This is a genomic window from Nocardia huaxiensis, assembly GCF_013744875.1.
GTDB lineage: Bacteria > Actinomycetota > Actinomycetes > Mycobacteriales > Mycobacteriaceae > Nocardia > Nocardia huaxiensis.
On the sequence record NZ_CP059399.1, the window covers coordinates 1,003,294 to 1,029,490 of the forward strand.

A 26,197-nucleotide genomic window follows, 5' to 3' on the forward strand; every position below is an offset into this window, starting at 1 on the left:
ACCAAGTAGTGTTTCGTGAGCACATTTGACCGGAGCGGGAGGGCGAGTCTTGAAGGTTACCGTGGTGGTGCCGACCTATAACGAGCGGGAGAACCTGCCCGTGGCGGTGGAGCGTCTGACCGCGCTACCGGTGGCGGACCTGCATGTGCTGGTCGTGGACGACAATTCGCCGGACGGCACCGGCGAGGTGGCCGACAAGCTGGCCGCCGATCTGCCCAACACCGTCAGCGTGCTGCACCGCACCGAGAAGGACGGCCTGGGCCGCGCCTACATCGCGGGCATCACCAAGGCGCTGGACGAGGGCGCCGACGTGGTGATCCAGATGGACGCCGACCTCTCGCATCCGGCCGAGGTGATTCCGGCCATGCTGGAGAAGCTCGAGACCACCGACGCCGGCGTCGTGCTCGGATCCCGTTATGTCCCCGGCGGTTCCACCGCCGCGGAGTGGAAGTGGTACCGCAAGGCGCTGTCGGCGTGGGCCAACTTCTACGTGAACATGATCCTGCGCCTGGGCGTCAAGGACGCCACCGCCGGCTTCAAGGCGTGGAAGGCGGATACGCTGCGCGCCATCGACGTGGCCTCCATCAAGTCGAACGGCTACTCGTTCCAGGTGGAGATGAACTACCGCACGGTCAAGAAGGGCATCGCCATCGCCGAGGTGCCGATCCGCTTCGAGGAGCGCACCCTGGGCGCCTCCAAGATGAGCCTGAAGGTGCAGCTGGAGTCCGCGGCCATGCCGTGGAAGCTGCTGTTCGGCAAGCAGGTCTAGTCTTTCGGCCAGTGCAGCAGGGTGTCGGTGAACAACTGCCGCACCCGTTCGACGTCGGCGTCCATATCGGCCGGATCCCAGCCGCTCACATCGATGGGCGGTAGGACGGCCACGTCCACGACGCCTTTGCGCACGATTGCCGAATTGCGCCAGGCGATTTCGCCCGCATTCCGGATGACGACCGGGATGATCGGCACGCCGGCCTGGATGGCGATGTGGAACGCGCCCTTCTTGAAGGGGCCGATGCGCGGGGTGAGCGAGCGGGTGCCCTCGGGCGCGATCACGACCGACAGTCCGCCCCTGAGGGTTTCGACCACGGGCGCGAGCGCCGCCTTGGCGGCCTTGGTGTCGGCGCGGTCGATGAAGGTCACTTCGACGAAGCGCATGAGGGGTCCGAAGACCGGATTCTTGGTGACCTCCTTCTTGGCGATGCCGGTGAAGCCGGCGCCGAGCACCTCGGCCAGCACCACGATGTCGAACTGGCTCTGGTGGTTGAAGATGAACACGGCCGGCCGTGGGGCGCGGGTGTGTTCGGCCCCCACCACCCGCACCTGGACGCCGCTGCCGCGCAGGGTGGAGTCGGCGGCGTGGGTCATCATCGAATCTGCCATGCGGCGGCGCTCTTTGGTGTGCGCCTTGGCGGCGACGCCGAACAGCGCGCCGCCCAGCAGCCCGCCGAATCCGGCTGCGGTGCGCGCGTAGTCGATGGCCTTCGGGTCCTGCCGGGGCCGGAAATGCAGGACAGGCCAATCCTTTTCGGCGGCCTCGAGCACCACGCGCGGGTCGGGGTTGACGGCCACCGGATGTCCGGCGAGCTGGAGCAGCGGCAGGTCGGCGGCGCTGTCGGCGTACACCCGCACGTCCGGCAGTTCGATGCCGCGGCCGGTGCAGAATCGGCGCACGGCCTCCGCTTTCCCGTTGCGCCACAGTGGTTTCCCGTCCACATGCCCGGTGAGGACGCCGTCGGCGACGCTCATGGTGGTGCACAGCACGTTCGGGATGCCGAGTTCGGCGGCCACCGGCTGCACCTGGTACCGGGTGAGCGAGCTGACCAGCAGCAGGGTGTGCCCGGCGGCCTCGTGTTCGCGGACCAGCCGCCAGGCTTCCGGGTACAGGTGCCCGTACACCGAGCGCTGGAACAGTTGCGACCCCAGCTCTTCCAGTTCGGTCTCGGGGACGCCCGCCCAGGTGTGCATGGCGAATTGCAGGAAGCGTTCGTACTCGCCTTCGCTGCGCGCGCCGCGGATGCTGCCCAGCATGGTGGCGGTGAGGACGCGACTGCTGGTGCGCCGCCCCAGGATTCGGTTCAGCAGCGGTGGCGGATTGAATCCGGCCACCACGGTGCCGCCGAAATCGAAGACGGCGGCGATGTGCGGTCCGCGCGGTCCGGAGCGGATGGCCGCGATGGCATCGTCGAGTTCGGTTGCGCCGATGGGTTGTTGGGTGATGCCGACCCCGGGCCGCAGTCGGCGGCGGGGCCGGGCTCCGTCCACGATGCCGGAGGCCCGATGGCTCATAGCGCGTCCAGCCGGTTGGACGGATCGAGTACGGCCGCACGGGATATGCGCGCGCTGATGGCCCGCAGTTCCGCCCCGAAGCGAATCCGCCGGGCGGTGAGCTCGTCGGGGTCGTCGCCGCCGAGCAGTCCGTGATTGTCGGCGAGTTTCCAGGCGCTGCCGAACAATTCGGAGGACACCGATTCCGGGCTGTGCAGGCGCTGCTGGAGCAGCATCTGTTTGCCGACGGTGAGGCATTCGTCGATGAAGGTCTTCTTGTCGAGGGTCTCGGTGGGATCGTGTGCGGCGAGCCGCTCGGCCACCACCAGTTGCGCGTCGAAGAACGACCGCAGGACCCGGTGCGCCATCATGAATCCGGATTCTGCCAGCTTGGCCAGGATTTCGGCGCCGACGGTGCCCGCGGCGGTGCGGCGATGCCATTCCTGGTCCACCAGCAGCATTTCCGCGGTGAGCTGGCTGGTGAACTCGGTGCGTTCCGGGAAGAAGAACTCGAATTTGAGCAGATCCCGCAGCCGGTAGGCGGCTTCCCAGCCGGCCCGCAGCTGATCGCCCTCGGGTGCTTCGACGGCGGTGAGGATGGCCAGTTCCAGGATGGCGCGATTGACGAACCAGTGCACCGCGCTGTTGCGGTAGAACGCGGCCTCCAGGTGCGCCCCGGCGTTGATGGAGTACACCGGTTCCAGCCCGCCCCGGTACACGGTGACGACCTTGGCGACGGTGAGCTGTTCCAGCACCACCGCGAGCCCGTGATCGTCACGCAGCGTGGCGAGTTCGCCGCGCGGCAGGTCCCGGCCTTCGATGTAGCCGAGTACCGGTGCGATGGCGTAGCGCAGTTCGTCGCGGGTGAGCGCGCGTTCGTGCACGCCCAGCAGCACCAGTGTGGTGAGGGCGTTGACGGTGATGGGCGTGACGTCGTTGATGCCGACCGCGACCTCGAAGGCGAGCCGCTGCACGGCGCGGTGCTCGCTCTCCTCGATCTCCTCCGGCGCGGAGATGCCGTGCGCCTGCAGTGGATCCCCGTGTACGGCAAGCCGTTCCCGCGCCGAGAGCGGTGATCCGAAGCGCACGTACACGTGCCCGGCCGAATGCTGTTGATTGCGCACGTAGCGCGCCAGCCAGGTGAGCCCCTCGGCTTTCTTGCTGCCGCCGGTCTGTTCGTCGGCGATGGCGCCGATTTCATTGAGCCGTTCGTAGGTGATCGACACCGGAATGAGCATGACATCGTCGATGCGTTTCGAACGCAGCGCCGCCGCAAGATAATTCAGCAGTCCGTAGCGCGGCGGCCGGAGTTTCCCGGTGCGGGTGCGCCCGCCTTCGAAATACCATTCCAGGTTGAATCGTTTGGCCAGCAGATATGCGAAATACTCTTCGACGACGGCCTTGTACACCTCGTCGTCGCCGAAACTGCGGCGGATGAACACGGTTCCGGTGCGCCGCGCTATGGGCCCGATCGGCCAGAAACTCAGATTCGCCCCGCCGACCACATGATTGGGCGGAAAGTCGTTGCGCGCCAGAATGTCTCCGAGCACGAACGCGTCCACGTAGGAGCGGTGCGAGGGCAGGAACACCAGCGGATAGCGCCGGTTGAGTGCGCGCAGCCGATCCAGTCCGTGTTCTTCGGAGTCGACCTTCCAGGTGGAGGCGTGGATGGGCCGCATGGCCTGGGTGAACAGGTCGGACACCAAACGGCTCTGGGCCGCGACGAGTTCGCGCAGGGCCTTCTCCGCGCGCCGGTGCACCTCCCGTTCGGAGGCGCCGGTCTGCTCGGCGATGGCGTCGAGGCGGCGCAGGAATTCGCGGGAGTCGAGGATCTCCTCGGCCACCAGCCGGGGCACCTTGTAGCGGTCGCCGATGACGGCGCGTTCGGCGCGTTCCAGCGCCACGATGCCGGCGCGAACTATGGCCCGCGCGAAGGCTTCCGGGGCCGGGGCCACGTCCGGATTGTTGGCGCGCAGCTCGCTCAGTCGCGCGGGCTGGCCGGTGAGGACGAGGTGCCGGTCGGGGGCCTTCTTCACCAGTCGTCGCTGTAGCAGTTTGTTGGGCTTGCGCGGATTGGAGAGCGTGGCCAGATCGGTGAAGGTGGTGCGCCGCACGCCGTCTCGTTCCGGCGGCAGCCACAGCACCCGCACGGGGACGACGAGCGGATCGTCGCGCCGCCCGACCAGCCGGGTGGCCACGGCCTCGGCGTCGAGGTCGAGCTGGGTGACGGGGGCGCTGGTGCCGAATTCCTGGGCGATGCCGCCTTCGATGAGCCAGTTGCCGACGAGTTCACGTTCGACGCGGCTGGCGGCGTCGACGAGGGCGACCACCGATCCGGGGCTGGTGGCGGCTTCCGGGAGCCGACTGTCGTGATCGAGCATGGTCGCACTCCTCCGCACGCACGTGGTGGCGATCTCCATTCAAGCCGAAAAGCGGTGTGGTGCGGGGCGGAACATAGCGGGTATTTCCGGGCGGGTCTTCGTGATGTATTCGGCTGTCACCTGCTGCGGCATGTAGGGCAAGGTAATGCTAACCTCACTCGAGAAGTAAGGTAAGCATAACCTTGGAGGACCTGGTGTCGGCTACGGACGAGCGAGTGCGGCTGGAGTTTGCGAACAGTCCGGCGGCACTGTCCCCAGCACGGGTCACCGACCCTATCGCGGCCATGACCGCACTGGCCGCGTCGGATCGCTTCGGCGAGTACGTGGTCTACGAGAAGCCCGGCGAATGGGTGTTCGCCGCCGACCCCGTCGGCAGTGTCGAACTCGACGCCGACGAACTGCGCGTCACCTGGGGCGGCGACACCACGCGCGGCCCCTGGACCGGCCGTCCGGCGCAGGTCATCGATACCGCGCTGGCCGGACTGCCGATCGGCCGCCGCAACGGTTACGGCTGGATCGGTTTCGAGTTCTGCGCGTGGGCGCTGAACGCCACCGAGCACGTGCATCCGCGAGCGGCTGTGGCGCAGATCATGATTCCGCGCATCGAGGTGCGCATGGACGCCAGCGGCATCCAAATCTCCGGCGCGAGCACCGACGAGGCCGGTGACATCCTGGCCCTCATCGGTGCGGCACAGGGGACTTCGCTGCCCACCGCGCACCCGGTGGACATCGGCCTCGACCCGACCGGCTATCAGGATCGGGTGGCCACCGCGGTGGCGGAGATCAACTCCGGCAAGTATCAGAAGGTCATCCTGTCCCGGAAGGTGGATCTGCCCTTCGCCGTGGACATTCCGAGCAGCTACCGGCTGGGCCGCATGCACAACACGCCCGCGCGCTCGTTCCTGCTGCGCCTGGGCGGCCTGGAAGCGGCCGGCTTCAGCCCGGAACTGGTGGCCTCGGTGGACCGCGACCGCGTGGTCACCACCGAGCCCCTCGCGGGCACCCGCGCCTTCGGCCGCGGCTCCGAGGTCGATATGGCGGCGCGCGCCGATCTGATCAGCGACCCCAAGGAGATTGTCGAGCACGCGATTTCGGTGCAGCTGTCCTTCGCCGAGATCGCCACCGTCGCCGAACCCGACACCACCGCCGTCTCGGATTTCATGGCGGTGCGCGAGCGCGGCAGCGTGCAGCACCTGGCCTCCACCGTGCGCGGGCGGCTGGCCGCCGACCGCAGCCCGTGGGACGCGCTGGAGGTGCTGTTCCCGTCGGTGACGGCCTCCGGCATTCCGAAGACGGGCGGCGTGGACGCGGTCTTCCGTCTCGACCACGATCAGCGCGGCCTGTATTCCGGTGCGGTGGTGACGGTTTCGCCGGACGGTGAACTCGAGGCCACCCTGGTGCTGCGCGCGGTCTACCAGACCAGCACGGGCGCCTGGCTGCGGGCCGGCGCGGGTGTGGTCGGACAGTCGAAGCCGGAGCGCGAGTTCGAGGAGACCTGCGAGAAGCTGGGCAGCGTCGCGCCGTACGTGGTGCGCGCCGCGCACTGAGCGCGCCCCTGGTCATCCCGGCGCCGAGCGTAACCTTCGTGATCCCGGCGCCGAGCGTAACCTTCGTCATCCCGGCGTGCTTTTGGCCGGGATCCACGCCGAGAGTGGTTCACCCGACCGGGAATTCGACGCCGGTCAGCTCCTCGGCCTGCTTCCACAGCAGGCGCATGGTCTTCTCGTCGTGGGCGGCGGCACTGGATCGGTTGCGGGCCGGTGCGCCGCGCCAGTCGAAATGCTCGGGGCCGTAGTAGCCGCCCGGCTCCACTGCGGCGGTGGCGGCGTACAGCGTTGGCAGCGCGCCCATCTCGGAGCTCTGCGCGACGAATCGATTGCCCAGGTTGATGATCGACTCCAGCAGGTTCCCGGCCTTGGAATTGATGCCGGTGGCCGCGTATCCCGGATGCGCGGCCACCGCCAGCTTCCGTGATCCCGCGGCCAGCAGGCGCCGCTGGAGTTCGTTGGTGAATTGCAGCGCAGCGAGTTTCGACTGCGCGTACGCGCCGAAGCGGGAGTAGGCGCGCCGCTCCCAGTTCAGGTCGTCGAGGTCGATGCGGCCGATGTAGTGGGTGAGGCTGGACAGGTTCACCACGCGATCGGAGATCCGGTCCAGCAGCAGTGCGGTGAGCGCGAAGTGGCCGAGAAAGTTTGTGCCGATCTGCATTTCGAAGCCGTCGGCGGTGTGGCTCTTCGGCACCGCCATCACACCGGCATTGTTGACGAGGACGTCCGCGCCCTCGACCGTGCCGGCGAAGCGGCGGATGGAGGCGAGGTCGGCGAGATCGAGGGCCCGGATGTGCACCTTGCCGTCGCTGGTCTTGGCCACCGCCTGCGCCTTGATCTCGTTGCGGCAGGCCATGATCACCTCGGCGCCGGCCTCGGCCAGGGCGCGCGCGGTGGCCGCGCCCAGGCCGCTGGTGGCTCCCGTGACGATATGTGTCCGTCCGGCTTGATCAGGGATATCCGCTGTTGTCCACCCGCCCATACCTGAACTCTAGGACGTGTGACCAACAACGGCACGGCGAACGGGACGCCGCGAAATCAGGCTCCCCGCAAGGCTTTCTTGTCGATTTTGCCGACGGCGGTGATGGGCAGGATGTCGGCCTGGCGCAGCACATCGGGCAGCTTGTAGGTGGCCAGGCCGCGATCGGTCAGGAACTTCTTGATCTCCGCCAGCGACGGCATGTCACCGTCCACCACCAGTACGGCGCACGCCTTTTCGCCGAGCGCGGCATCGGGCAGGCCGACCGCGGCGGCGTGCCGCACGGCCGGATGGGCGAGCAGGTGCTCCTCGAGCTCGTCGCAGGAGATGTTCTCGCCGCCGCGATTGATCACATCCTTGATGCGGCCGGACACCACCAGGTGGCCCGAGGGCAGGCGGCGCACCAGATCACCGCTGCGGTAGAAGCCGTCCGGGGTGAAGGCGCGCGAATTATGCTCGGGCGCACGGTAGTAGCCGCGCAGCGTGTACGGGCCGCGGGTGAGCAGTTCGCCCTCCTCGCCGTCGGGCACGTCATTGCCCTCGCCGTCCACGACGCGGACCTCGTCGGCGGGGGAGAGCGGGCGGCCCTGCGTGGTGGTGATCAGTTCCTCGGAGTCGTCCAGGCGCGTGTAGTTGAGCAGGCCCTCCGCCATGCCGAACACCTGTTGCAGGCGCGCGCCCAGCGCCGGGGTGACCTCGACCGCGTTCACCTCCGCCAGTCGCGCGCCGCCCACCTGGAGCAGGCGCAGCGAGGACAGGTCGGCGTCCTCCCATTCGGTTGCCGCGCACCAGAGTTGGGCCAGCGGCGGCACCACCGCGGTGACCGTCACGCCGTGCCGTTCGATGGCGGCGAAGGCGCTCTCCGGGCTCGGGTCGAGGGTGAGGGCGACCGCGCCGCCGGTGGCCACGGTGCCGAGGATGCCGGGGCAGGCGAGCGGGAAGTTGTGTGCGGCGGGCAGCGTCGCGAGATACACGTCCTCCGGGCCGAGGGCGCACACCGCGGCGCTGGCCTTGGCGTTGTAGGCGTAGTCGTCGTGGGTGCGGGCGATGAGCTTGGGCAGGCCGGTGGTGCCGCCGGAGACCAGCATGAGCGCGATCTCGCTCGCGTCGACCGTGGGCAGTGAATCACCTTCGGCGGTCACGGAATTCAGATCGGTGAAGGTGCCGGGGTCGCCGAGGATCAGCACGTGCTCGAGACTCGGCACGGCGGCGGTGACCTCGGCGGCCAGTCCGCGGTAGTCGAAATCGCCCAGCCGGTCGGCGGCGATGTAGGCGACCGCGCCCGAAAGCCTGGTCAGGTGCTCGATTTCGGCGCGCCGGTGGGCGGGCAGGGTGAGCACCGGAATGATCCCGGCGCGCAGCAGGCCGAACAGCACGCGCGGGAACTCCGGCACATTCGGCAGCTGCACCACGACCCGATCGCCGGGCGCGAGCCCGAGCGCCAGAAAGCCGTGCGCCGCGCGATCCGCGGCGGCGTCGAGTTCCGCGTAGGTGAGAGCGCCGGATTCGCTCAGCAGTGCGGGGCGCTGCGGCCACTGCCGGGCCGCGTCGCGCAGCAGCTCACCGAGCGGCTGCCCGGCCCAGTATCCGGCCGCCCGGTACTGCTCGGCCAGTTCTGCGGGGAAGGGGACGAAGCCGTCACGATGATCCCCGGTGGCATTGGAGGGGGATGTCCCGGCGGCGGTGGAGGGGGAAGTCACGGTCTGGCCTCACGCTTCGAGCAAAGTTGATAAGGGTCTCATTACATAGGTTAGGCAACCCTATCTCAATCGGTTAGGCTGCTCGACGAGACGTGTCCGGAGAGCGGGCCGGAGGACAAGGAGTGCAGCGGAAATGGAGTCAGCGCAGCGGGCTGGTAACGAGGCCGGCGCATCCGACGAGGTCATCGCCCGCGACGAAATCCGCGCCGCCATCGCGGGCCACCTCGGCCTCGACCCCGCGGACGTCACCGACCACGACGACCTCATCCAGCTCGGCCTGGACTCCATCCGCACCATGAAACTCGCGGGCGCCTGGCGCAAACGCGGCCTGTCCATCAACTTCGCCCAGCTCGTCGCCGAGCCCACCGTCGCCGACTGGCACCGCCTGCTCGGCGGCGGCGACGCGGCGGACAGCGCAGCACCCGCGGCGGCGCCGCAGGCGGCTACCGCTGAAACCACCGCCGCGGCGCGACCACCGGCCGCTGCTGTGAGCTCCGCCGTGGAACCGCGGGCAGCATCCGCGGACGTCGCCGATCCGGAAACCGTTGGGGCAGTTGACGACGGCACTCCTTTCGCTCTCGCGCCCATGCAGCACGCCTACTGGATCGGCCGGTCCGAGGGCCAGGAACTCGGCGCGGTCGCCGCTCACCTGTACGTCGAATTCGACGGCAGCGGAGTCGATTCCGAGCGCCTGGAGCGCGCCGTCGAACAGCTCGTCCAGCGGCACCCCATGCTGCGCACCCGCTTCCTGCCGGACGGCACCCAGCAGACCCTGGACCGTCCGGGCCGCTCGGTGTGGACCATCACCGACCTCCGCGATCGCGATGCCGCCGAAGCCGAACGCGCCCTGGAAGAACTGCGCGACCGCAAGACCCACCAGCTCATGGCCGTCGAGGACGGCCAGGTCATCGACATCGCCCTCACCCTGCTCCCCGACGGCCGCACCCGCCTCCACCTCGACGTGGACATGCTGGCCGCGGACGCCCAGAGCTACCGCATCCTGATCAGCGACCTGGCACGGCTCTACCACGGCGAAGACCTGCCCGCGCAGACCTACACCTTCCGTGACTACCTGACTGCCTACAGCGGTCCGGATGCCGACCGCGAGCGCGCTCGGGAATGGTGGCAGCAGCGTCTCCCCGAACTCCCCGGCGCACCCGAACTGCCTCGCGCACAGGAGATCACGCGCCGAGCCGACTCCTCGCCGGTCGGCGAGGTCCTCGCCGAGGCCCGGTCCGGGACCGCCGCGGTCGGCGTCGGCGGAACGGTCGCGTCTGTCGGCGGTGCTGTCGAGCCCGGCGGTGCTGTGCGCGGGGGCAAGCCGATCGGTGGTCCGCGCACCGGCGCGACGTCGACGGCCGCGCCCGAAATGCGCACGGTGCGTTTCCATCGCTGGCTGTCGCCCGAGGCGAAGGCGCGCACCTTCGCCGCCGCGCATGCGCGTGGCGTCACGCCCGCCATGGCGCTGGCATCGGTCTTCGCCGAGACGATCGGCGGTTGGTCCGCGCAGCGCCGCTTCCTGCTGAATCTGCCCCTGTTCCACCGCGAACCGGTGCACCCGCAGGTGGACGGCGTGGTCGGCGACTTCACCTCCTCGGTGCTGCTCGAGGTCGACGTGACCACTCCTGCGACGGTGACCGAGCGGGCGCAGGCCCTGCAGCGCGAATTGCACGCCGCCGGAGCCCATTCCGCGTACTCCGGCCTCGAGGTGCTCCGCGACCTCGGCCGCCACCGCGGCGAGCCGGTCCTCGCCCCGATCGTCTACACCAGCGCCATCAACCTCGGCGAACTCTTCTCCGATCAGGTCACCGACACCTTCGGCGACCCGGTGTGGATCATCTCCCAGGGCCCGCAGGTTCTGCTGGACGCCCAGGTGACCGAGGTCCGCGGCGGCCTCCTGCTCAACTGGGACGTCCGCGAGAACGCTTTCCCCACAGGCATGGTCGAAACCATGTTCGCCCGCTACATCGCCGCCATCCTGCGCCTGTCCGGCCTGCCCGCCGACGCGGCTCGCGAGCTCGCCGCAGGCGGTGTGGTCGTCGCGCAGTCGCCGGGCGATACCGCTGCTGAGGCGACTTCTCCCGGGCCGCAGGGTGATTCGAGCGCGGACGCGCCGACATCCGCCGAGCCGTCGGGCCATCCGGATCCGACCAGGATGCCGGCCGGTGCCGCCGGGGAACTCGGCGGCCCGGTCGAGACGGCGGTCGGCGATTCGGTGGGTGACACCGGCGCGGCGATCTCCGCCGGGCTGATGCGCGACCACACCGCGAGAATGACGGCCGTCGTCGCGCCGGTGTGCGGTCTCGATGCCGATTCCGCGACTTCCTTTGCGCCGGTGCGGGATACCGGGGTGGCCCGACCTGCGCGGGGTGTGGACCCCGAGCCGGTCCCGGCGGCCGTGCTCGCCGATGCGGCGGCCGAACTGTCCGCCGAGGCGGTGGCATTGGTGCTGCCCGCGGCGGAGCGCCGCGCGGTCCCGGCCGAGAGCGCGGGCTGGGACGCGGAAGCCACGGTGCGAATCCCGGTGGAGCAGGCGGTGATCCGGGCGCAGGTGAATGCCACGTCCGGGCCGGTCAGCGGGCGAACCCTGCACGAGGGGTTTTTCGCGCACGCGACGGCGAATCCGGATGCGGCGGCGGTGATCTGGGAGCGCGACGGGGCGGCCGGAGCCGAGCCGGTCGTGCAGACCTACCGGGAACTGGCGGCCGAGGCGCTGGCGGTGGCCGGGGTGCTGCGGGCCGAGGGTGTGAAACCCGGTGATGCGGTGGCGGTGCAGCTGCCGAAGGGGCCGGATCAGGTGGTGGCCACGCTGGGTGTGCTGGCGGCCGGTGCGGTGTATGTGCCGATCGGGTTCGATCAGCCTGCCGCGCGGCGGTCGGAGATTCTGCGTACGGGTGGCGTGGTCGCCGCCGTCACCACGGGGGATCGGGTGCCGGAGGTGCCGACCATCGTGCTCGGGGCGGCGCGCGGGTACGCGGAACCGTTGGCGGAGCCGGTGTTTCCCGATCCGGAGGCCATTGCCTATGTGCTGTTCACGTCGGGGTCGACCGGCAAGCCCAAGGGTGTGGAGGTGCCGCATCGGGCGGCCATGAACACCATCGACGATCTGAACGAGCGGTTCGAGATCGGGGCGGGGGATCGGGCATTGGCCTTGTCCGCCTTGGAGTTCGACCTGTCGGTGTATGACATCTTCGGTCTGCTCAGTGTGGGCGGCGCGGTCGTGACCGTGGACGACGCGCAGCGTGGTGAACCGGCCCGCTGGGTGGAATTGATTCGGCGGCATCGCATTTCGGTGCTCAACTGTGTGCCGAGCCTGCTCGACATGCTGCTGACCGCTGCGGCCGCGCAGCGCCTGGACAGCCTGCGCATGGTGATCCTGGGCGGCGACTGGGTGGATGTGGCGCTGCCGTCGCGGCTCGCCGCCATCGCCCCCGCCTGCCGGTTCGCGGGTCTGGGCGGCGCCACCGAGACCGCCATCCACTCCACCATCTGCGAGGTCGTGGACGCGCGCGTGCCCGCCGAATGGTCGGCCGTGCCCTATGGCACGCCGCTGCGGAATGTGCGCTGCCGGGTGGTCGGTCCCGCCGGGCACGACTGCCCGGACTGGGTGACCGGCGAACTGTGGATCGGCGGCGACGGCGTCGCGGCCGGCTACCGCAATGACCCGGAGCGCACCGCCGACCGCTTCGTCACGCACGAGGGCCTGCGCTGGTACCGCACCGGCGATCTGGCCCGCTACCTGCCCGACGGCACCCTGGAATTCCTGGGCCGCGCCGACCACCAGGTCAAGATCCGCGGCTACCGGGTGGAACTCGGCGAGGTGGAGAGCGCCCTGCGCGCCCTGCCCGGGGTCCGGCACGCGATCGCCGCCGTGATCGGTTCGGCCGCACCGAAACTCGCCGCCGTGGTGGTCGGCGTCGACGGCGTCCGGCTGGAGGTGGAGGCGCTGCTGACCGCCGCCGCAGACCTGCTCCCCGGCTACATGATCCCCACCCGGATCGAACTGCTCGCCGAGCTCCCGTTCACCTCGAACGGCAAGCCGGACCGCAAGGCCATCGTCACCCTGCTGTCCGTCGAGGACAGTGCGACCGAATTCGTGGCCCCGCGAACCGATCTGGAGCACGCCCTCGCGGATATCGTTGCCGCCGTGCTGGATCGCGAGCAGGTCGGCGTCACCGACGACTTCTTCGCGCTCGGTGGCGATTCCGTCCTCGCCACCGCAGTGGTGGCCCGCGTCCGCGAATGGCTGGATTCCCCCGACACCGTGGTCTCGGACTTCTTCGCCGCCCGCACCGTCGCCGGTCTGGCCGCGCGTCTGCTGAAGCGTGAGCAGCGCAATGGAACTCCGGGCCGCCTGGACGCGGTCGCTCGGATGTACCTGGAGGTCGCCGCCATGTCCGACGACGAGGTTCTCGCCCAGTCCTGACGACAGAGGCCCCGCACCTGAGCAGGTGCGGGGCCACTGTCGGTGCGAGGGAACGCTACTCGATGACCGGGCAGTCGCCGTCGATGATGCCCAGGTCGTGGAACAGCTGATAGCAGGACGGATTGTCCGGCAGGTACCAGTGGAAGCCCGCCAGGCAGAACACCGCCACCAGGTTGATCACGATGACCAGCCCGAGGAACCACAGCGCCAGCTTGCCGATCAGCTCGTGCGCGCCGCCGGTGGGGATCCGGGTGGCCGCGGTCTCGTCCGCGAAGGCGAGCACCACGCCGATGGTGGCGATGGCGGCTACGAACAGAATCAGCGCCCACACGTACAGGTGCAGGCCGAGTACCGCGCCGCCGTAGCCGGGGTCGCCGGGCAGGATGTGCAGCATGGTCTGCCGCCAGGAGGTGAACCCGCCGCCGAAGCAGCCGACGATGCACAGACCCCAGCCGGTCATGTAGTGCAGCCGGGAGATGCTGCCGGTCATGGCTTTTCGCACAATGTATGCGCCGCCGAGCGCCGCCAGGATCATGAAATTGCGCTGCACCATGCACAGCGGGCACGGATAGTCCCAGGGGCCGAACTGCACGGCCAGGCCGCCGCAGACGACGCCGGTCCAGCCGACGATGAAGATGACGGCCAGCCAGTACTGCACCTGGCCGAGGGCGCCGGTGCGCGGCGTGGTGGTCGCGGTGTCGTTCGTCATGGCGGTCACCAGGTGAGTCCCAGGCCGAGGCCGCTGGTGATGTGGTGTTTCAGCAGCAGTGCGGTCACGATGAATCCGACCCACCACGCCGCCAGCACGGTACGGCGAGAGCTTTGTCGATAGATCAACACCAGCACCGCCAGCAAAATAGCCCAAAGGATGGTGTCCATGGTCGCGGACGCTACCGCTTTCGCAGGTCATAGGTGTTTAACGCGGTTCGGACACGCCGCGCTCCGACGACCTGGTGCGGCGGATGGCAACTTTTCAGCATTCGAGGGTGGGGTGGTCCGGAGCGTGCGGGTTCCCGGCTAGACCACCCGGTCCCGCGCCCGCGCCCCTAGACTCGGTCGGGTGAGTGGTTGGGACATCGCCGACATCCCGGATCAGAGTGGCCGGACGTTCATCGTCACCGGCGCCAACAGCGGATTGGGCGCGGTGACCGCTCGGGCGCTCGCGGGCGCCGGCGCGCAGGTGATCATGGCCTGCCGCAATGAATTGAAGGGTCATGCGGTCGCGAACCAGATCGGGGCGGGCGCGCAGGTCCGCCGGCTGGATCTGGCCGACCTGTCCTCGGTGCGCGAGTTCGCCGACGGCATCGACTCGGCCGATGTGCTGATCAACAATGCGGGCGTCATGGCCGTCCCGCTCGAGCGCACTGCCGACGGTTTCGAAATGCAGGTCGGCACAAACCATCTCGGTCATTTCGCGCTGACCGGGCTGCTGCTGGACAAGATCCGGGACCGGGTGGTGACGCTGTCCAGCGGCGCGCACGCCATGGGCCGCATCGATCTGGAGGATCTGAACTGGGAGCGCCGCTCCTATCAGCGCTGGGCCGCCTACGGGCAGTCGAAGCTGGCCAACCTCATGTTCGCCTACGAGCTGCAGCGCCGGCTCACCGCAGCAGGTTCGGCCAAGCTGTCGGTGGCCGCGCATCCAGGTTATGCCGCGACGGAATTGCAGTCGCACACCGAATCGATTCAGGACCGGTTCATGGCGATCGGCAATCGCCTGTTCGCGCAGAGCGCCGAAATGGGCGCGCTGCCAACCCTGTTCGCCGCCACCACCGAGGTGGAGCCGGGGGCGTACTACGGCCCCACCGGATTCCGTGGCCTGCGCGGGTATCCCGGCCGCAGTGGTTCCACCGCCGCGTCCCGCGACGAGATGACGGCCCGCCGCCTGTGGGAACTGTCCGAGCAGCTGACCAAGGTCACCTATCCGTTCACTCGAAAATAGCTGCTGAAGAGCAGAATCCGGCACCCGGGAATCCGAATAGGCTGGGCCGCATGAACATTCCGCACGACCGCCGCGACCAGCTCGACAAGATCCAGTCGGGCCTGCTGCAGGGTGAACAGATTCTGGCGGTCTACGACGCGATCGGCGTGGGCACCGGCTTCCTCGGGCTCACCGACCGCCGCGTCATCATCCAGGACAATTCCTTCGTCGGTAAGAAAGTCGCCGTCACCAGCATTCCCTATTCGCGGATCAGCAGTGTGAGCGTCATCGCCAACAAATCCATCGCGGGCCAGTTCTTCTCGTCGGGCCATATCGCGATCAGCACCGGCCACAACACCTACGAGGTGGAGTTTCGCGGCGATCAGAAGGCCCGCCACGTACACGACGTGATCCTGCATTACATCGCGCGATAGTTGCCGGAGTGTCGCACGCCACACGCAATATCTTTCAGTTCTGGTACAGTCCGGGACATGCAGCGCGTGTATTTCTGGTTTAGCCAGCCGGCCCCGGGTGGGCCGAGCGGCGTGAACCTGCGCTGACCTCCTCCACCCCGAGCCGGATGTAACACAGACCGGCTCCGGGGTTCTCGAAACCCGAATCACCGTGGGCCGGCCTGAGAAAAGGAACCCACGATCATGACTCTCGCCGCCGATCTCGACAGGCATGCCGACCTCGACGACCAGCGCACGCTCAGTGTGAGCCCGCTCCGTTCCCCCGCCGATATTCGCGGCATGCACCCGATCGACGACGCGCTCGCCGATGTCGTGCGCGCCGGGCGCAAGGCCACCGTCGATGTGCTCAATGGCGACGACGACCGCCTGATGGTCGTCGTCGGCCCGTGTTCGGTGCACGATCCCGAGGCCGCCATGGACTACGCCCGCCGCCTGGCCGCCAAGGCCGCCGAGCTCGGGGACCGGCTGCACATCGTCATGCGCGTCTACTTCGAGAAGCCGCGCACCACGCTGGGCTGGAAGGGCCTGATCAACGATCCGCACCTGGACGGATCCTTCGACATCAACACCGGTCTGGATCTGGGCCGGCGTCTACTGGTCGACATCACCGGACTCGGGCTGCCGGTGGCCTGTGAGTTCCTCGATCCCATTACGCCGCAGTACATCTCGGATCTGGTCTCGTACGGCGCGATCGGCGCGCGCACGGCCGCCAGCCAGGTGCACCGGCAGCTGTCGAGCGCGCTGTCCATGCCGGTCGGCATCAAGAACGGCACCGACGGTGACGTGCAGGTCGCGGTCGACGGCGTGCGCGCCGCGGCGGCCAGCCACGTCTTCCCCGGCACCGACCTCGACGGGCGTTCGGCGCTCATCCGCACCGCGGGCAACCCGGACTGCCATGTGATCCTGCGCGGCGGCAGCAACGGCACCAACTTCGACGCCGCCTCCTGCGCGGAAGCGCTGCTGCGCCTGGAGAAGTCGTCGCTGGCGCAGCGCCTGGTGGTGGACGCCTCGCACGGCAACAGCAACAAGGACCACAACAAGCAGGTCGACGTGGTCACCGATATCGCCGGACGCATCGCCGAGGGCGAGCGCACCGTCGTGGGCCTGATGATGGAGAGCTTCCTGGTGGCGGGCCGTCAGGACCTGACCCTCGGGCAGGCCGACGACCTCACCTACGGGCAGTCCATCACCGACGCCTGCCTCGACTGGGAGGTCACCGCCGCCCAGCTCGACCGGCTGGCCGAGGCTGTCGCCGCGCGTCGCGGCTGAGGAATGTGCTGCCGGACACGGGGTTTCATTCGTCCGGCGTGGCGATCACGCACAGCAGATCGCCGGAGGATTCGACTCGGGTGGTGAAGCCCGCCGCGGCCAGGTTCGCATCGAGCTCGGCGGCGGCGGGCTTCGGGCTCTCCGACGGGTCGCCGTCGGCGGCGCCGTAGCCGTAGGCGAGATAGAGCCGGCCGCCGGGCGCGAGCAGATTCCGGATCAGCGCGAGTTCGGTTGCCGCGCGGCGGGTCCAGAACAGATTCACATTGACCGCGAGGATCTTCGTGAAGGGGTCGTCCGGAAGTTCTTCCGGCAGCAGCTCTTCCACCTCGGCCACCCGCAATTCGACCTTGCCCGAATCGACCAGGGCGGCATGCTTTTTCGCGGACCGCGTGATGGCGGTGGCGGACCGGTCGATGGCCAGCACCCAGCCGGAGGTCAGCCCGGCGGCCAGATAGGCCACCGAGGGGCTGGATCCGGCCCCGATCTCCAGAATGCGGTCGTCCGGGCGGATCCGCATGAGCTCGGCGATCCATTCGAAGCGGGAATCACTCGGCACGGGTACTCCTAGACGCTGTCGGGCCAATCGGGGGCGGGGTCCGCGGCATCGGTGGCGAGCCGGCCCGCCACCCAGCTGTCGCGGCGCACGCCGCGCTGGACCGCGCCGCCGCGTAGCAGGCCCTCATAGCGGAAACCCGCGCGGCGGACCACGGCGGCGGAGCCGTGATTGCCGGTGAACGCGCGCCATTCGATGCGCTGGAAGGCGAACAGCAGCGGATCGAATCCGGCGGTGCAGACCATGCGCACGGCCTGGGTCATGAGGCCGCGGCCGCGCTGCGCGCCGGACAGCCAGTAGCCGATCTCGGCGGCGTCGCTGTCGCGGTGCAGATCGGGGGTGCCGAGGCCGATCATGCCGATCACCGGGCCGTGCTCGGCAAGACGCAAAGCCCAGGTGGGGCGGCGGCTCGCCCAGCCCGGCGTGACGATGTCGTAGACGAACTTCTCGGCGTCGGCGCGGTGATAGGGCACCGGCATGGTGGTCCATTCGCCGATGGACGGTTCCTGACAGCGGGCGGTGATGGCGTCGATGTCGTGCACCGTGGGCGGTGACAACCAGAGGGTTCCGTTGGACAGGGTCTGCGCGTCCTCCATCGAGCCATGCTGTCACGGAATCGTGCGCGAGCGCAGCCGGATTCCGGGGTGCGGTGGCGGGCGTGTCGCCGGGCCGCCGTAGGATCGGCTCGATGGTTGCCGCTCTTCTCGCCGACTTGTTCGAATCCCATCGGCCGCATCTGCTCTCGGTGGGCTATCGGCTGACGGGAAGCGTCACCGATGCCGAGGACGCGGTGCAGGAGAGCTGGTTACGGCTCGCCGTCGCCAGGCAGCACGAGATCGAGGATCTGCGCGCCTGGCTGACCACCGTGGTGAGCCGCATCTGCCTGGACCGGCTGCGCAGCGCCGCCACCCGGCGCGAACGCTATGTGGGGCAATGGCTTCCGGAGCCCGTCGTCACCTCACCGCTGCCCTCCAGCACGCCTGACCCGCTGGCGGCCGTGGTGCGCAAGCAGGACGCGCGGCTGGCCGCCCTGGTGGTGCTGGACACGCTGACGCCGCCGCAGCGGGTGGCCTTCGTGCTGCACGACGGATTCTCGGTGCCGTTCGACGAGATCGGCGACATTCTCGGCGTATCCACCGACGCCGCACGGCAATTGGCGGTGCGGGCCCGCAAAGCCGCCGCGCGAGCGCCCGAACCGGTCACCGACGACGAGCACAATGCGGCCGTGCAGGCGCTGCTGGAGGCGCTGTACCGCGGTGACGTGGATGCCGTTGTGGCGGCGCTGCATCCGGAGATCCACACGGTCGGCGACGCGGGCGGCACCACCGCCACCGCCATCAATGTGGTTGCGGGCGTGGAGAAGAACGCGCGCCTGTGGCTGGGGCTGCGGCGCAAGTACGGCCTGGACGATGTCTCGCAGATCGGCGCGGGCGAATTCGAATTCGTGCTCGTCAACGGGCAATTGGGGATGCTCATCCACGAACGCGCCCCGCGCGACGGCATTCCGGGCAGCCCGCTGCGCGTCTACGCCTTCACCGTGCGCGACGGCAAGATCTGGAGCATCTACGACCTGGTGAATCCGGCCAAGCTCACCGGTATCCGGCTACCGCGCTGATGCGTGGGGGATGGGCGGCACACCCCCGACGAACCTGCCGCCCAGCCCTTTTCGTCAGTTGGGTGTGACCACGCCGCTACCCGAGGTGCAGCTCGGGCCGCCGGAGATGCTCACCGAGCCGGTGGGCAGGCAGTTGCCGATGCCGGAACCGGTGCCGGAGCCGCTGCTGTTGCCGGAACCGGAGGGCGGGAAGCTGGAGCCGACGTTCCAGTCGGGCGTGGTCCAGCCCCAGCCGGAGACGAACTGGTGGGTGGTCTGTTGCAGGAAATCGATGGCGAGTGCCGGATTGAGCAGAAATTCTATGTAGGAGGCCATGTTTCGCCCCTTTCGAGAAGCCGCCGGGTGTGGCGGTGTGAGATGAAGCACGGGCAGGCTAGCTCTCGCTGGGAAATTGCACAACGACGCAGGTAGAAGCCTTGATCAAAAAGTGAAATATGCGTGTTCGCTATCGCCTCGCAACGATTTGCGCAGGTGGACTATCCTCCGGACATGCCCCACACACCGACCGTCGCCCGGTTGCGGCCCTTCGCGTCGACGATCTTCGCCGAGATGACCGAGCTCGCCGTCAAGCACGGCGCCGTCAATCTCGGCCAGGGGTTCCCGGACTCCGACGGGCCCGCGGGCATGCTCGAGGTCGCGCGCCAGGCCATCGCCGACGGCTTCAACCAGTACCCGCCCGGCCGCGGCGTTCCCGCGCTGCGGCAGGCCGTCGCCGTCGACCGGGCGCGCCGCTACGGCACCCACTACGACCCGGACAGCCAGGTGCTGGTCACCGTCGGCGCGACCGAGGCCATCGCGGCCACCATCCTCGGGCTGGTCGAACCCGGCGACGAGGTGGTGCTCATCGAGCCCTACTACGACTCCTACGCGGCCGCCGTCGCCCTGGCCGGAGCCACCCGGCGCACCGCGCGCCTCGTCCCCGACGGCGACGGTTTCGCCCTCGACCTGGACAGCCTGCGCGCCGCCATCACCCCGAAAACCCGCATGCTGCTGGTCAATTCACCGCACAACCCCACCGGCACGGTGCTGTCGCGCGCCGATCTGACGGCCATCGCCGAACTCGCCATCGAACACGACCTCTACGTCATGTCCGACGAAGCCTACGAGCATCTGGCCTTCGACGGCCACGAGCACATCAGCATCGCCACCCTGCCCGGCATGTTCGAGCGCACCGTCGTGATCTCCAGTGCCGCCAAGACTTTCAGCGTCACCGGCTGGAAGATCGGCTGGGCCTGCGCTCCCGCCCCACTGCTCGACGCCGTGCTCGCCGCCAAACAGTTCCTCACCTTCGTCGGCGGCGGCCCCTTCCAGCCCGCCGTCGCCCACGCCCTCCAGCACGAACAGCACTGGGTGACGGCCCTGCGAGACACCCTCGCGGACAAGCGCCTTCGCCTCTCCTCGGCCCTCTCCGACGCCGGCTTCGGTGTGAAGCGCAGCGACGGAACCTATTTCGTCTGCGCCGACATCACCCCCCTCGGCGCCACCGACGCCTACGCCTTCTGCCGCGAACTCCCCGAACGCCTCGGCGTCGCCGCCGTCCCGGTGAGCGTCTTCGCCGACGACAAACCTTCCTGGAACCACCTGGTGCGCTTCACCTTCTGCAAGAAGGAGGAAACCATCGCCGAGGGCGTCCGCCGCCTCCGCGCCGGCGTCCGCGTCGGCTAGTCCAGGGTGAGCGGGCCAGCGGCTGCCGACTGGCCCGCGACAGGACACCGGTCGGTCGCGCAGCATCGAAGACATGATCGAGGCGACGGCGGTGGTGGGGGTGGCGGTCGCGGCGCTGGGGTTGGTGCTCACGCCGGGGCCGAACATGATGTATCTGGTGTCGCGCACGGTCTCACAGGGACGCCGCGCCGGGATGGTGTCACTGCTCGGGGTGGTGGCGGGGTTCCTGGTCTATCTGGTGGCCGCCGCCGCGGGCATTACGGCGGTGTTCGCCATGGTGCCCGCGCTGTATCTGACGCTGAAGCTGGCGGGCGCCGCCTATCTGCTGTGGCTGGCGTGGAAAACGCTTCGGCCGGGCGGTATTTCGCCGTTCGCGCCGCAGGAGCTGCCCGTCGACAACACGCGCCGGCTGTTCACGATGGGCTTCGTGACCAACCTGCTCAACCCCAAGATCGCAGTCATGTACATGGCGCTGATCCCGCAGTTCGTGGTGCCCGCGCACGGCCGGGTCTGGCTGCAGAGCCTGAGCCTGGGTGCGGTTCAGATCGTCATCGCTGTGAGCGTGAACGCGCTCATCGTGTTCAGCGCGGGCGCGGTGGCCGCCTTCCTGTCCGGCCGTCCGCTGTGGCTGCGGGCGCAGCGGGCCGTCACCGGCGGCATGCTGGGCGCTATGGCCGCGATGGTCGCCACCGACCGCGCCCGGCCCGTTCCGGCGTGATCTAGGTGTGCAGCGAGCCCGGGTAGAGGTATTCGTCGGCCGGGGGTTCCTCGGTGTCCAGCCAGGCGGTGAAGAAGCCGGTCAGGTCCTGGGTTGTCTTGGTCTGCATGAACTTCCGGAATTCCGGCATGGAGGCATTGCCGTAGGCGTGGGCGTTCACGAATTCGTGGATGCCGGAGAAGAACGCCTCGTCGCCGATGGTGCGGCGCAGAGCGTGCAGGAACAGCGGGCCGCGGTAGTAGACGGAGGTGAATTCCTTGCCGACGCCGGGATCTTGCAGGCGGTTCCGCCAGAACTTGGGGTTGCCGAGGAATTCGTTCAGCGTCTCGTGGTACTCGGCGTCCACGTCCAGGCCCTCTTTGCGTTCCGGCCACAGGTAGTCGGCGGTGTAGCTGGCGAAGCACTCGTTCAGGCAGATATCGGACCACTGCTTGATGGACATGGAGTCGCCCCACCACTGGTGGGCGATCTCGTGCACCACCGTCTGCAGGTCCGTCCACGGCGCGTAGATGGGCCGCGACTGGGTTTCGAGGGAGAACTCCAGTTCGGTGTCGACGTAGATGCCGCCCGCCACGTCGAACCGGTACGGCCCGTACAGCTCCTCGGTGAAGTCCAGGATTTCCGGCAGCCGGGCTTCCATCTCCTTGGCGTCCACGGCATTCGGCGCGAAGGCGCTCAGCAGCGGAGTTCCATTGGCGCGCCGCTGTTCCAGGAATTCGAACCTGTCGATGGCAATGGTGGTGAGATACCCGATGACCGGCTGCCGCATCTCCCAATCGGTGACCCGGTGGGCTCCCTGCACCACATCGCGCACCTTCAGCCCGTTCGACATCACCTCCCACTCCTGCGGAACGGTGGCGTGCAGCGTGAAAGTTGCCTTGTCCAAAGGGGTGTCGTTGAGCGGATACCAGCTGGTGGCCGAATGCGGTTCGCCCGCAACGAAAGCGCCGCCGGTGGGGGACAGCACCCAGCCTTCGCCGTCGGTGCCGGTCACCTCGCCCGCGTACTCCACCTGCACCGCGAACGGCAGACCGGGCAGCAGCGGGATGAGCGGGGTGATCACCAGTTCGTGCTCGTCGGTGCGGTCGAACCAGGCGGGCATATTGTTCACCGACACCTTGGACACCTGCGGGCCGCTGTAATCCAGATTGAAGGTGCGCAGCAGCTGGGTCGCGGTCGCGTCGACCCGGGTGGATCCGGTGAGCTGCCGGGTCGGCGGGTCGTAGCCGATGGTGACGTCGTAGTGCCTGGCGTCGTAGCCGCCATTGCCGTCGAGCGGATAGTAGGGGTCTTCGAGTCCGGGCGCGCCGACCGTCGGATCTGCCGGATCGGCCTGGGCCGGTGCCACGCCCACTCCCGCGAGCACGGCCGCGCTCGCCGCCGCGTACCGCCACCAGCCGCGCCGCCCTGTCCGTGCCCCGTACAAGAAATCCGCCCCTTTCCGACAAACCGCCGATCAGCCGATGCTAGTCGCCCCCCGGCTCAGTGCGCGTTGCCCGACACGGCCACGCTCGCACCCAGGCCGATGATCATGACCCCGCCCGCACCCCCGACCGCATCCATCCGCTTCGGAGACTTGGCGAACCAGTCTCGCGCCGACCCCGCCACCAGCGCCCACGCGCTGTCGGACACCAGGGCGATGGCGAGGAAGAGGAAACCCAGGATCAGCATCTGCACCGGCAGCGGCCCGCTCGCCGGATCGACGAACTGCGGCAGCACCGCCGAGAAGAAGATGATGGCCTTGGGATTGGTGACGCCGACGATCACCGACTGCCGGAACACCCGGCGACGGTGCGCGGTCTGCGCCTGGGTGCCCAGCGCCGCACGCAGCGACCGCCGCTCCCGGATGGCCTGGATGCCGATGTAGATCAGATACAGCGCACCGGCCAGCTTCACGATGGTGAGCAGGATGGCCGAGGCCTGGAGCACCGCGCCGAGCCCCACGGCGACGAGCAGCAGCACGCCGAGCACGCCGAGCGAGTGCCCGAGCACCGACACCAGGGCGGCTCGCCGGCCCTCGGTGAGCGCCCGGCCGATCACGAAGAGCACACCCGGACCCGGAACGACAATGAGAACGAAGGCTGCGACGAGGAACGCCAGCAGGTTTGCGGCGGGGATCATCGGATCAGTCTACGGAAGCGGCGCAAGCCATTTCGGGTTCCGGCGATCCGGTCAGCGCTGTAGTTCCTCGGGTAGCTGCTGCGGATCCAGCAGCAGCCGTTTGGCGTCCACGCGCCGCACCTTGGCCGCCAGATCCAGATTGTCGGTGAGCAGCTTCCACTCGACCTCGCGAATGGACCGGCGAGCGTCCTCGATGATGTTGAGATCGCGGGTGCCCCAGGCGATCGGCATGGTGCTCACCGACTGCCACAGCTCCCCGACCTTGGCGGGTGCGCGGTCGATGCGGACCGTCACCGCCGGGACCCGCTCCCCGGTCTGCGGGCGATGGCCGGGCAGGGTGCGCACGGTGCGGGTGATGAGCGCGTAGCGCGGGCCGTCGGCGCTCGGCTTGGCTAGATTCACCAGGGCCAGCAGCGTGGTGCCCCTACCCGTGGATTCGGAGACCACCGCCGGCACGAGTTCGCCTGCGGCATAGAGCTTGTCGACACGGCCGCGGTGCGGCGTCCACAGTCCGATGAACAGCGAGGTGGCCGCGCCCAGCGCGAAGGCCACGGCCAGCAGGTACGACCACGGGTGGTTGAGCCAGATCAGGAAGGCGGTGCCCAGCCACAGCACCACCGCGACCGTCATCGCCGCCACCCGCAACCGTCGCAGATCGGCGACGACTTCGTTGACCGCTCGGGCGTGCTCCCGGTCCACCGCGAATTCGAAGCGTCGCACGTGCGTCCCTCCCGCCTTGTGGAGGCAAATCCTCCACTTCTATCCTATCGTCGGCCCCAGGAGGTCGTCCGCATCGGTGATGCGATACGCATACCCCTGTTCGGCAAGGAAACGCTGCCGATGCGCGGCATATTCGGCGTCCAGCGTGTCACGTGCGACGACCGAATAGAAGTGAGCCTGGCCGCCATCCTGTTTCGGCCGCAGCAGCCGGCCCAGGCGCTGCGCCTCCTCCTGCCGCGACCCGAAGGTGCCCGAAACCTGCACGGCAACAGACGCTTCCGGTAGGTCGATACTGAAGTTAGCGACTTTGGAGACGACCAGCACCGGAATTTCCCCGCGCCGGAACGCGTCGAACAGCTCCTCGCGCTCCTTGGTGCGGGTGGAGCCCTGGATGACCGGGGCGTTCAAATGCTCGCCCAGCTCCTCCAGTTGATCCAGGTACGCGCCGATCACCAGGCTCGGCGCGTCCTTGTGCTGGGCCAGAATCGATTCCACCACAGGCAGTTTCGTGCGCGCGGTGGAGCACAGCTTGTAGCGCTCCTCGGGTTCGGCGGTGGCGTAGGCCATGCGCTCGGCATCGGTGAGCGTCACTCGCACCTCGACGCAGTCGGCCGGGGCGATCCAGCCCTGCGCCTCGATGTCCTTCCACGGCGCGTCGTAGCGCTTGGGGCCGATGAGGGAGAAGACATCGCCCTCGCGGCCGTCCTCGCGCACCAGCGTGGCCGTCAATCCCAGGCGGCGGCGGGACTGGAGATCGGCCGTCATGCGGAAGACCGGCGCGGGCAGCAGGTGCACCTCGTCGTAGATGACCAGACCCCAGTCGCGGCTGTCGAACAGCTCGAGATGCCGGTACTCGCCCTTGGTCTTGCGCGTGATCACCTGATAGGTGGCGATGGTGACCGGCCGGATCTCCTTGCGCTCACCCGAGTATTCGCCGATCTCGTCCTCGGTGAGCGAGGTGCGCGCCAGCAGCTCGCGCCGCCACTGCCGCCCCGCCACGGTATTGGTGACCAGGATCAGCGTGGTCGCCTTGGCCTTGGCCATGGCCGCCGCGCCCACCATGGTCTTGCCCGCGCCGCAGGGCAGCACCACCACGCCCGAGCCGCCGGCCCAGAACGAATCGGCCGCCATCTCCTGGTAGTCGCGCAGATGCCACTGCCCGCCGGTGTAATCCAGATCGATGGGATGCGCCTCGCCGTCCACATATCCCGCGAGGTCCTCGGCCGGCCAGCCGATCTTCAACAGCATCTGCTTGATCCGCCCGCGCTCGGACGGATGCACGATGACCGTGTCGTCGTCGATGCGCGCGCCCAGCATCGGCGCGATCTTCTTGTGCCGCAACACTTCTTCCAGCACCGCGCGATCCAGGCTGACCAGGGTCAGCCCCTGCGCCGGATGCTTCACCAGCTGCAGCCGCCCGTACCGCGCCATGGTGTCCACGATGTCCACCAGCAGCGGCTGCGGCACCGCGTACCGCGAGTACTTGACCAGCGCGTCCACGACCTGTTCGGCATCGTGCCCCGCCGCCCGCGCGTTCCACAGCGCGAGCGGCGTGATCCGATACGTGTGCACATGCTCCGGCGCCCGCTCCAGCTCCGCGAACGGCGCGATGGCCTGCCGCGCCGCGTCCGCCGACTCGTGGTCGACCTCCAGCAGCAGCGTCTTGTCACTCTGAACGATCAGCGGACCGTCGGTCATCACACCTCCAGGCTTGTCCGGGCCCGGCTGCGGGCCGTCGTCCATTCTTCCTGATGGGACCGACAGGTGGTGGTGGGCTCCGCCACGGCGCGGGCCGCCCACACCGGTGGTATCGAAGGCTGTCCCGCCGGACGGGCGCCGAATTC

21 protein-coding genes and 3 pseudogenes are annotated in these 26,197 nt (G+C 68.7%); 11 read left to right on the top strand and 13 right to left on the bottom strand.

Annotated features, from left to right (window positions below; genetic code table 11):
- The first annotated feature begins 67 nt into the window (after positions 1 to 67).
- Complete coding sequence (locus H0264_RS04655) at positions 68 to 769, top strand: polyprenol monophosphomannose synthase (RefSeq protein ID WP_181585296.1); 702 nt, start codon at positions 68 to 70, stop codon at positions 767 to 769.
- Here H0264_RS04655 and H0264_RS04660 read toward each other — a convergent pair.
- Positions 766 to 2,286 (bottom strand): HAD-IB family hydrolase, encoded by a 1,521-nt coding sequence (locus H0264_RS04660; RefSeq protein ID WP_181582815.1) that lies wholly within the window; start codon positions 2,284 to 2,286, stop codon positions 766 to 768. The genes H0264_RS04655 and H0264_RS04660 overlap by 4 nt on opposite strands.
- Positions 2,283 to 4,646, bottom strand: a complete 2,364-nt coding sequence (locus H0264_RS04665; RefSeq protein ID WP_181582816.1) for a glycerol-3-phosphate 1-O-acyltransferase — start codon at positions 4,644 to 4,646, stop codon at positions 2,283 to 2,285. The genes H0264_RS04660 and H0264_RS04665 overlap by 4 nt, the downstream gene beginning before the upstream one ends.
- Before the next feature lie 284 nt (positions 4,647 to 4,930).
- Between H0264_RS04665 and H0264_RS04670 the strand changes: the two genes are divergently transcribed.
- On the top strand, positions 4,931 to 6,193 hold the full coding sequence (locus H0264_RS04670; protein WP_181582817.1) for a salicylate synthase: 1,263 nt from the start codon (positions 4,931 to 4,933) through the stop codon (positions 6,191 to 6,193).
- Between the two features lie 109 nt (positions 6,194 to 6,302).
- Here the strand turns inward: H0264_RS04670 and H0264_RS04675 are convergent, their stop codons facing one another.
- Positions 6,303 to 7,175, bottom strand: coding sequence for an oxidoreductase (locus H0264_RS04675; protein ID WP_181582818.1), 873 nt, complete (start codon positions 7,173 to 7,175; stop codon positions 6,303 to 6,305).
- Between the two features lie 56 nt (positions 7,176 to 7,231).
- Positions 7,232 to 8,872, bottom strand: coding sequence for a (2,3-dihydroxybenzoyl)adenylate synthase (locus tag H0264_RS04680; RefSeq protein ID WP_181582819.1), 1,641 nt, complete (start codon positions 8,870 to 8,872; stop codon positions 7,232 to 7,234).
- A 133-nt stretch (positions 8,873 to 9,005) separates the two neighbouring features.
- Between H0264_RS04680 and H0264_RS39275 the strand changes: the two are divergent.
- From H0264_RS39275 to H0264_RS39155, 3 pseudogenes are all read left to right on the top strand, one after another.
- Positions 9,006 to 9,239, top strand: a pseudogene (locus tag H0264_RS39275) (phosphopantetheine-binding protein); the annotation flags it as partial.
- Positions 9,213 to 10,892 (top strand): annotated as a pseudogene (locus tag H0264_RS39280) (condensation domain-containing protein); the annotation flags it as partial. The pseudogenes H0264_RS39275 and H0264_RS39280, both read left to right, overlap by 27 nt.
- A gap of 450 nt (positions 10,893 to 11,342) precedes the next feature.
- Positions 11,343 to 13,298: pseudogene (locus H0264_RS39155) on the top strand (non-ribosomal peptide synthetase); the annotation flags it as partial.
- Between the two features lie 55 nt (positions 13,299 to 13,353).
- On the opposite strand, the gene H0264_RS04695 reads toward H0264_RS39155, so the two are convergent.
- Positions 13,354 to 14,007, bottom strand: a complete 654-nt coding sequence (locus H0264_RS04695) for a disulfide bond formation protein B (protein WP_181582820.1) — start codon at positions 14,005 to 14,007, stop codon at positions 13,354 to 13,356.
- Positions 14,008 to 14,012: 5 nt separating this feature from the next.
- Positions 14,013 to 14,177 (bottom strand): DUF5993 family protein, encoded by a 165-nt coding sequence (locus H0264_RS04700; RefSeq protein ID WP_181582821.1) that lies wholly within the window; start codon positions 14,175 to 14,177, stop codon positions 14,013 to 14,015.
- A gap of 181 nt (positions 14,178 to 14,358) precedes the next feature.
- Here H0264_RS04700 and H0264_RS04705 point away from each other — a divergent pair, with 181 nt between their 5' ends.
- The 3 genes from H0264_RS04705 to H0264_RS04715 all read left to right on the top strand — a co-directional run bounded on the left by H0264_RS04705 (position 14,359) and on the right by H0264_RS04715 (position 16,961).
- Complete coding sequence (locus H0264_RS04705) at positions 14,359 to 15,240, top strand: oxidoreductase (protein ID WP_181582822.1); 882 nt, start codon at positions 14,359 to 14,361, stop codon at positions 15,238 to 15,240.
- Positions 15,241 to 15,290: 50 nt separating this feature from the next.
- Positions 15,291 to 15,653: a PH domain-containing protein gene (locus H0264_RS04710; protein WP_181582823.1), complete on the top strand. Its 363-nt coding sequence runs from the start codon at positions 15,291 to 15,293 to the stop codon at positions 15,651 to 15,653.
- Between the two features lie 222 nt (positions 15,654 to 15,875).
- Positions 15,876 to 16,961 (top strand): 3-deoxy-7-phosphoheptulonate synthase, encoded by a 1,086-nt coding sequence (locus tag H0264_RS04715; RefSeq protein WP_181582824.1) that lies wholly within the window; start codon positions 15,876 to 15,878, stop codon positions 16,959 to 16,961.
- Between the two features lie 25 nt (positions 16,962 to 16,986).
- On the opposite strand, the gene H0264_RS04720 is transcribed toward H0264_RS04715, so the two are convergent.
- The gene (locus tag H0264_RS04720; protein WP_181582825.1) at positions 16,987 to 17,517 is read right to left on the bottom strand and encodes a class I SAM-dependent methyltransferase; all 531 of its coding nucleotides are present in this window, start codon (positions 17,515 to 17,517) and stop codon (positions 16,987 to 16,989) included.
- A gap of 8 nt (positions 17,518 to 17,525) precedes the next feature.
- Positions 17,526 to 18,110 (bottom strand): GNAT family N-acetyltransferase, encoded by a 585-nt coding sequence (locus tag H0264_RS04725; protein WP_181582826.1) that lies wholly within the window; start codon positions 18,108 to 18,110, stop codon positions 17,526 to 17,528.
- A 92-nt stretch (positions 18,111 to 18,202) separates the two neighbouring features.
- Between H0264_RS04725 and sigJ the strand changes: the two genes are divergently transcribed.
- Positions 18,203 to 19,129 carry an RNA polymerase sigma factor SigJ gene (gene sigJ, locus H0264_RS04730; protein ID WP_181582827.1) on the top strand — a complete coding sequence of 309 codons (927 nt, stop codon included), beginning with the start codon at positions 18,203 to 18,205 and terminating at the stop codon, positions 19,127 to 19,129.
- A gap of 54 nt (positions 19,130 to 19,183) precedes the next feature.
- On the opposite strand, the gene H0264_RS04735 is transcribed toward sigJ, so the two are convergent.
- The gene (locus H0264_RS04735; RefSeq protein ID WP_181582828.1) at positions 19,184 to 19,444 is read right to left on the bottom strand and encodes a hypothetical protein; all 261 of its coding nucleotides are present in this window, start codon (positions 19,442 to 19,444) and stop codon (positions 19,184 to 19,186) included.
- Positions 19,445 to 19,618: 174 nt separating this feature from the next.
- On the opposite strand from H0264_RS04735, the gene H0264_RS04740 reads away from it, so the two are divergent.
- Positions 19,619 to 20,794, top strand: coding sequence for a pyridoxal phosphate-dependent aminotransferase (locus H0264_RS04740; protein ID WP_181582829.1), 1,176 nt, complete (start codon positions 19,619 to 19,621; stop codon positions 20,792 to 20,794).
- Between the two features lie 73 nt (positions 20,795 to 20,867).
- The gene (locus tag H0264_RS04745) at positions 20,868 to 21,512 is read left to right on the top strand and encodes a LysE family translocator (protein WP_181582830.1); all 645 of its coding nucleotides are present in this window, start codon (positions 20,868 to 20,870) and stop codon (positions 21,510 to 21,512) included.
- 1 nt (position 21,513) lies between these two features.
- Here the strand turns inward: H0264_RS04745 and H0264_RS04750 are convergent, their stop codons facing one another.
- From H0264_RS04750 to H0264_RS04765, 4 genes are read right to left on the bottom strand one after another with little or no spacing between them, the layout of a single operon-like run.
- Positions 21,514 to 22,938: a M1 family metallopeptidase gene (locus H0264_RS04750; RefSeq protein ID WP_181582831.1), complete on the bottom strand. Its 1,425-nt coding sequence runs from the start codon at positions 22,936 to 22,938 to the stop codon at positions 21,514 to 21,516.
- A gap of 56 nt (positions 22,939 to 22,994) precedes the next feature.
- On the bottom strand, positions 22,995 to 23,633 hold the full coding sequence (locus H0264_RS04755; RefSeq protein ID WP_181582832.1) for a LysE family translocator: 639 nt from the start codon (positions 23,631 to 23,633) through the stop codon (positions 22,995 to 22,997).
- 51 nt (positions 23,634 to 23,684) lie between these two features.
- A complete protein-coding gene (locus H0264_RS04760; RefSeq protein ID WP_181582833.1) occupies positions 23,685 to 24,353 on the bottom strand; it encodes a DUF3239 domain-containing protein in 669 nt (222 codons plus the stop codon).
- Between the two features lie 39 nt (positions 24,354 to 24,392).
- The gene (locus H0264_RS04765) at positions 24,393 to 26,051 is read right to left on the bottom strand and encodes a DNA repair helicase XPB (protein ID WP_181582834.1); all 1,659 of its coding nucleotides are present in this window, start codon (positions 26,049 to 26,051) and stop codon (positions 24,393 to 24,395) included.
- Positions 26,052 to 26,197: the final 146 nt, after the last annotated feature.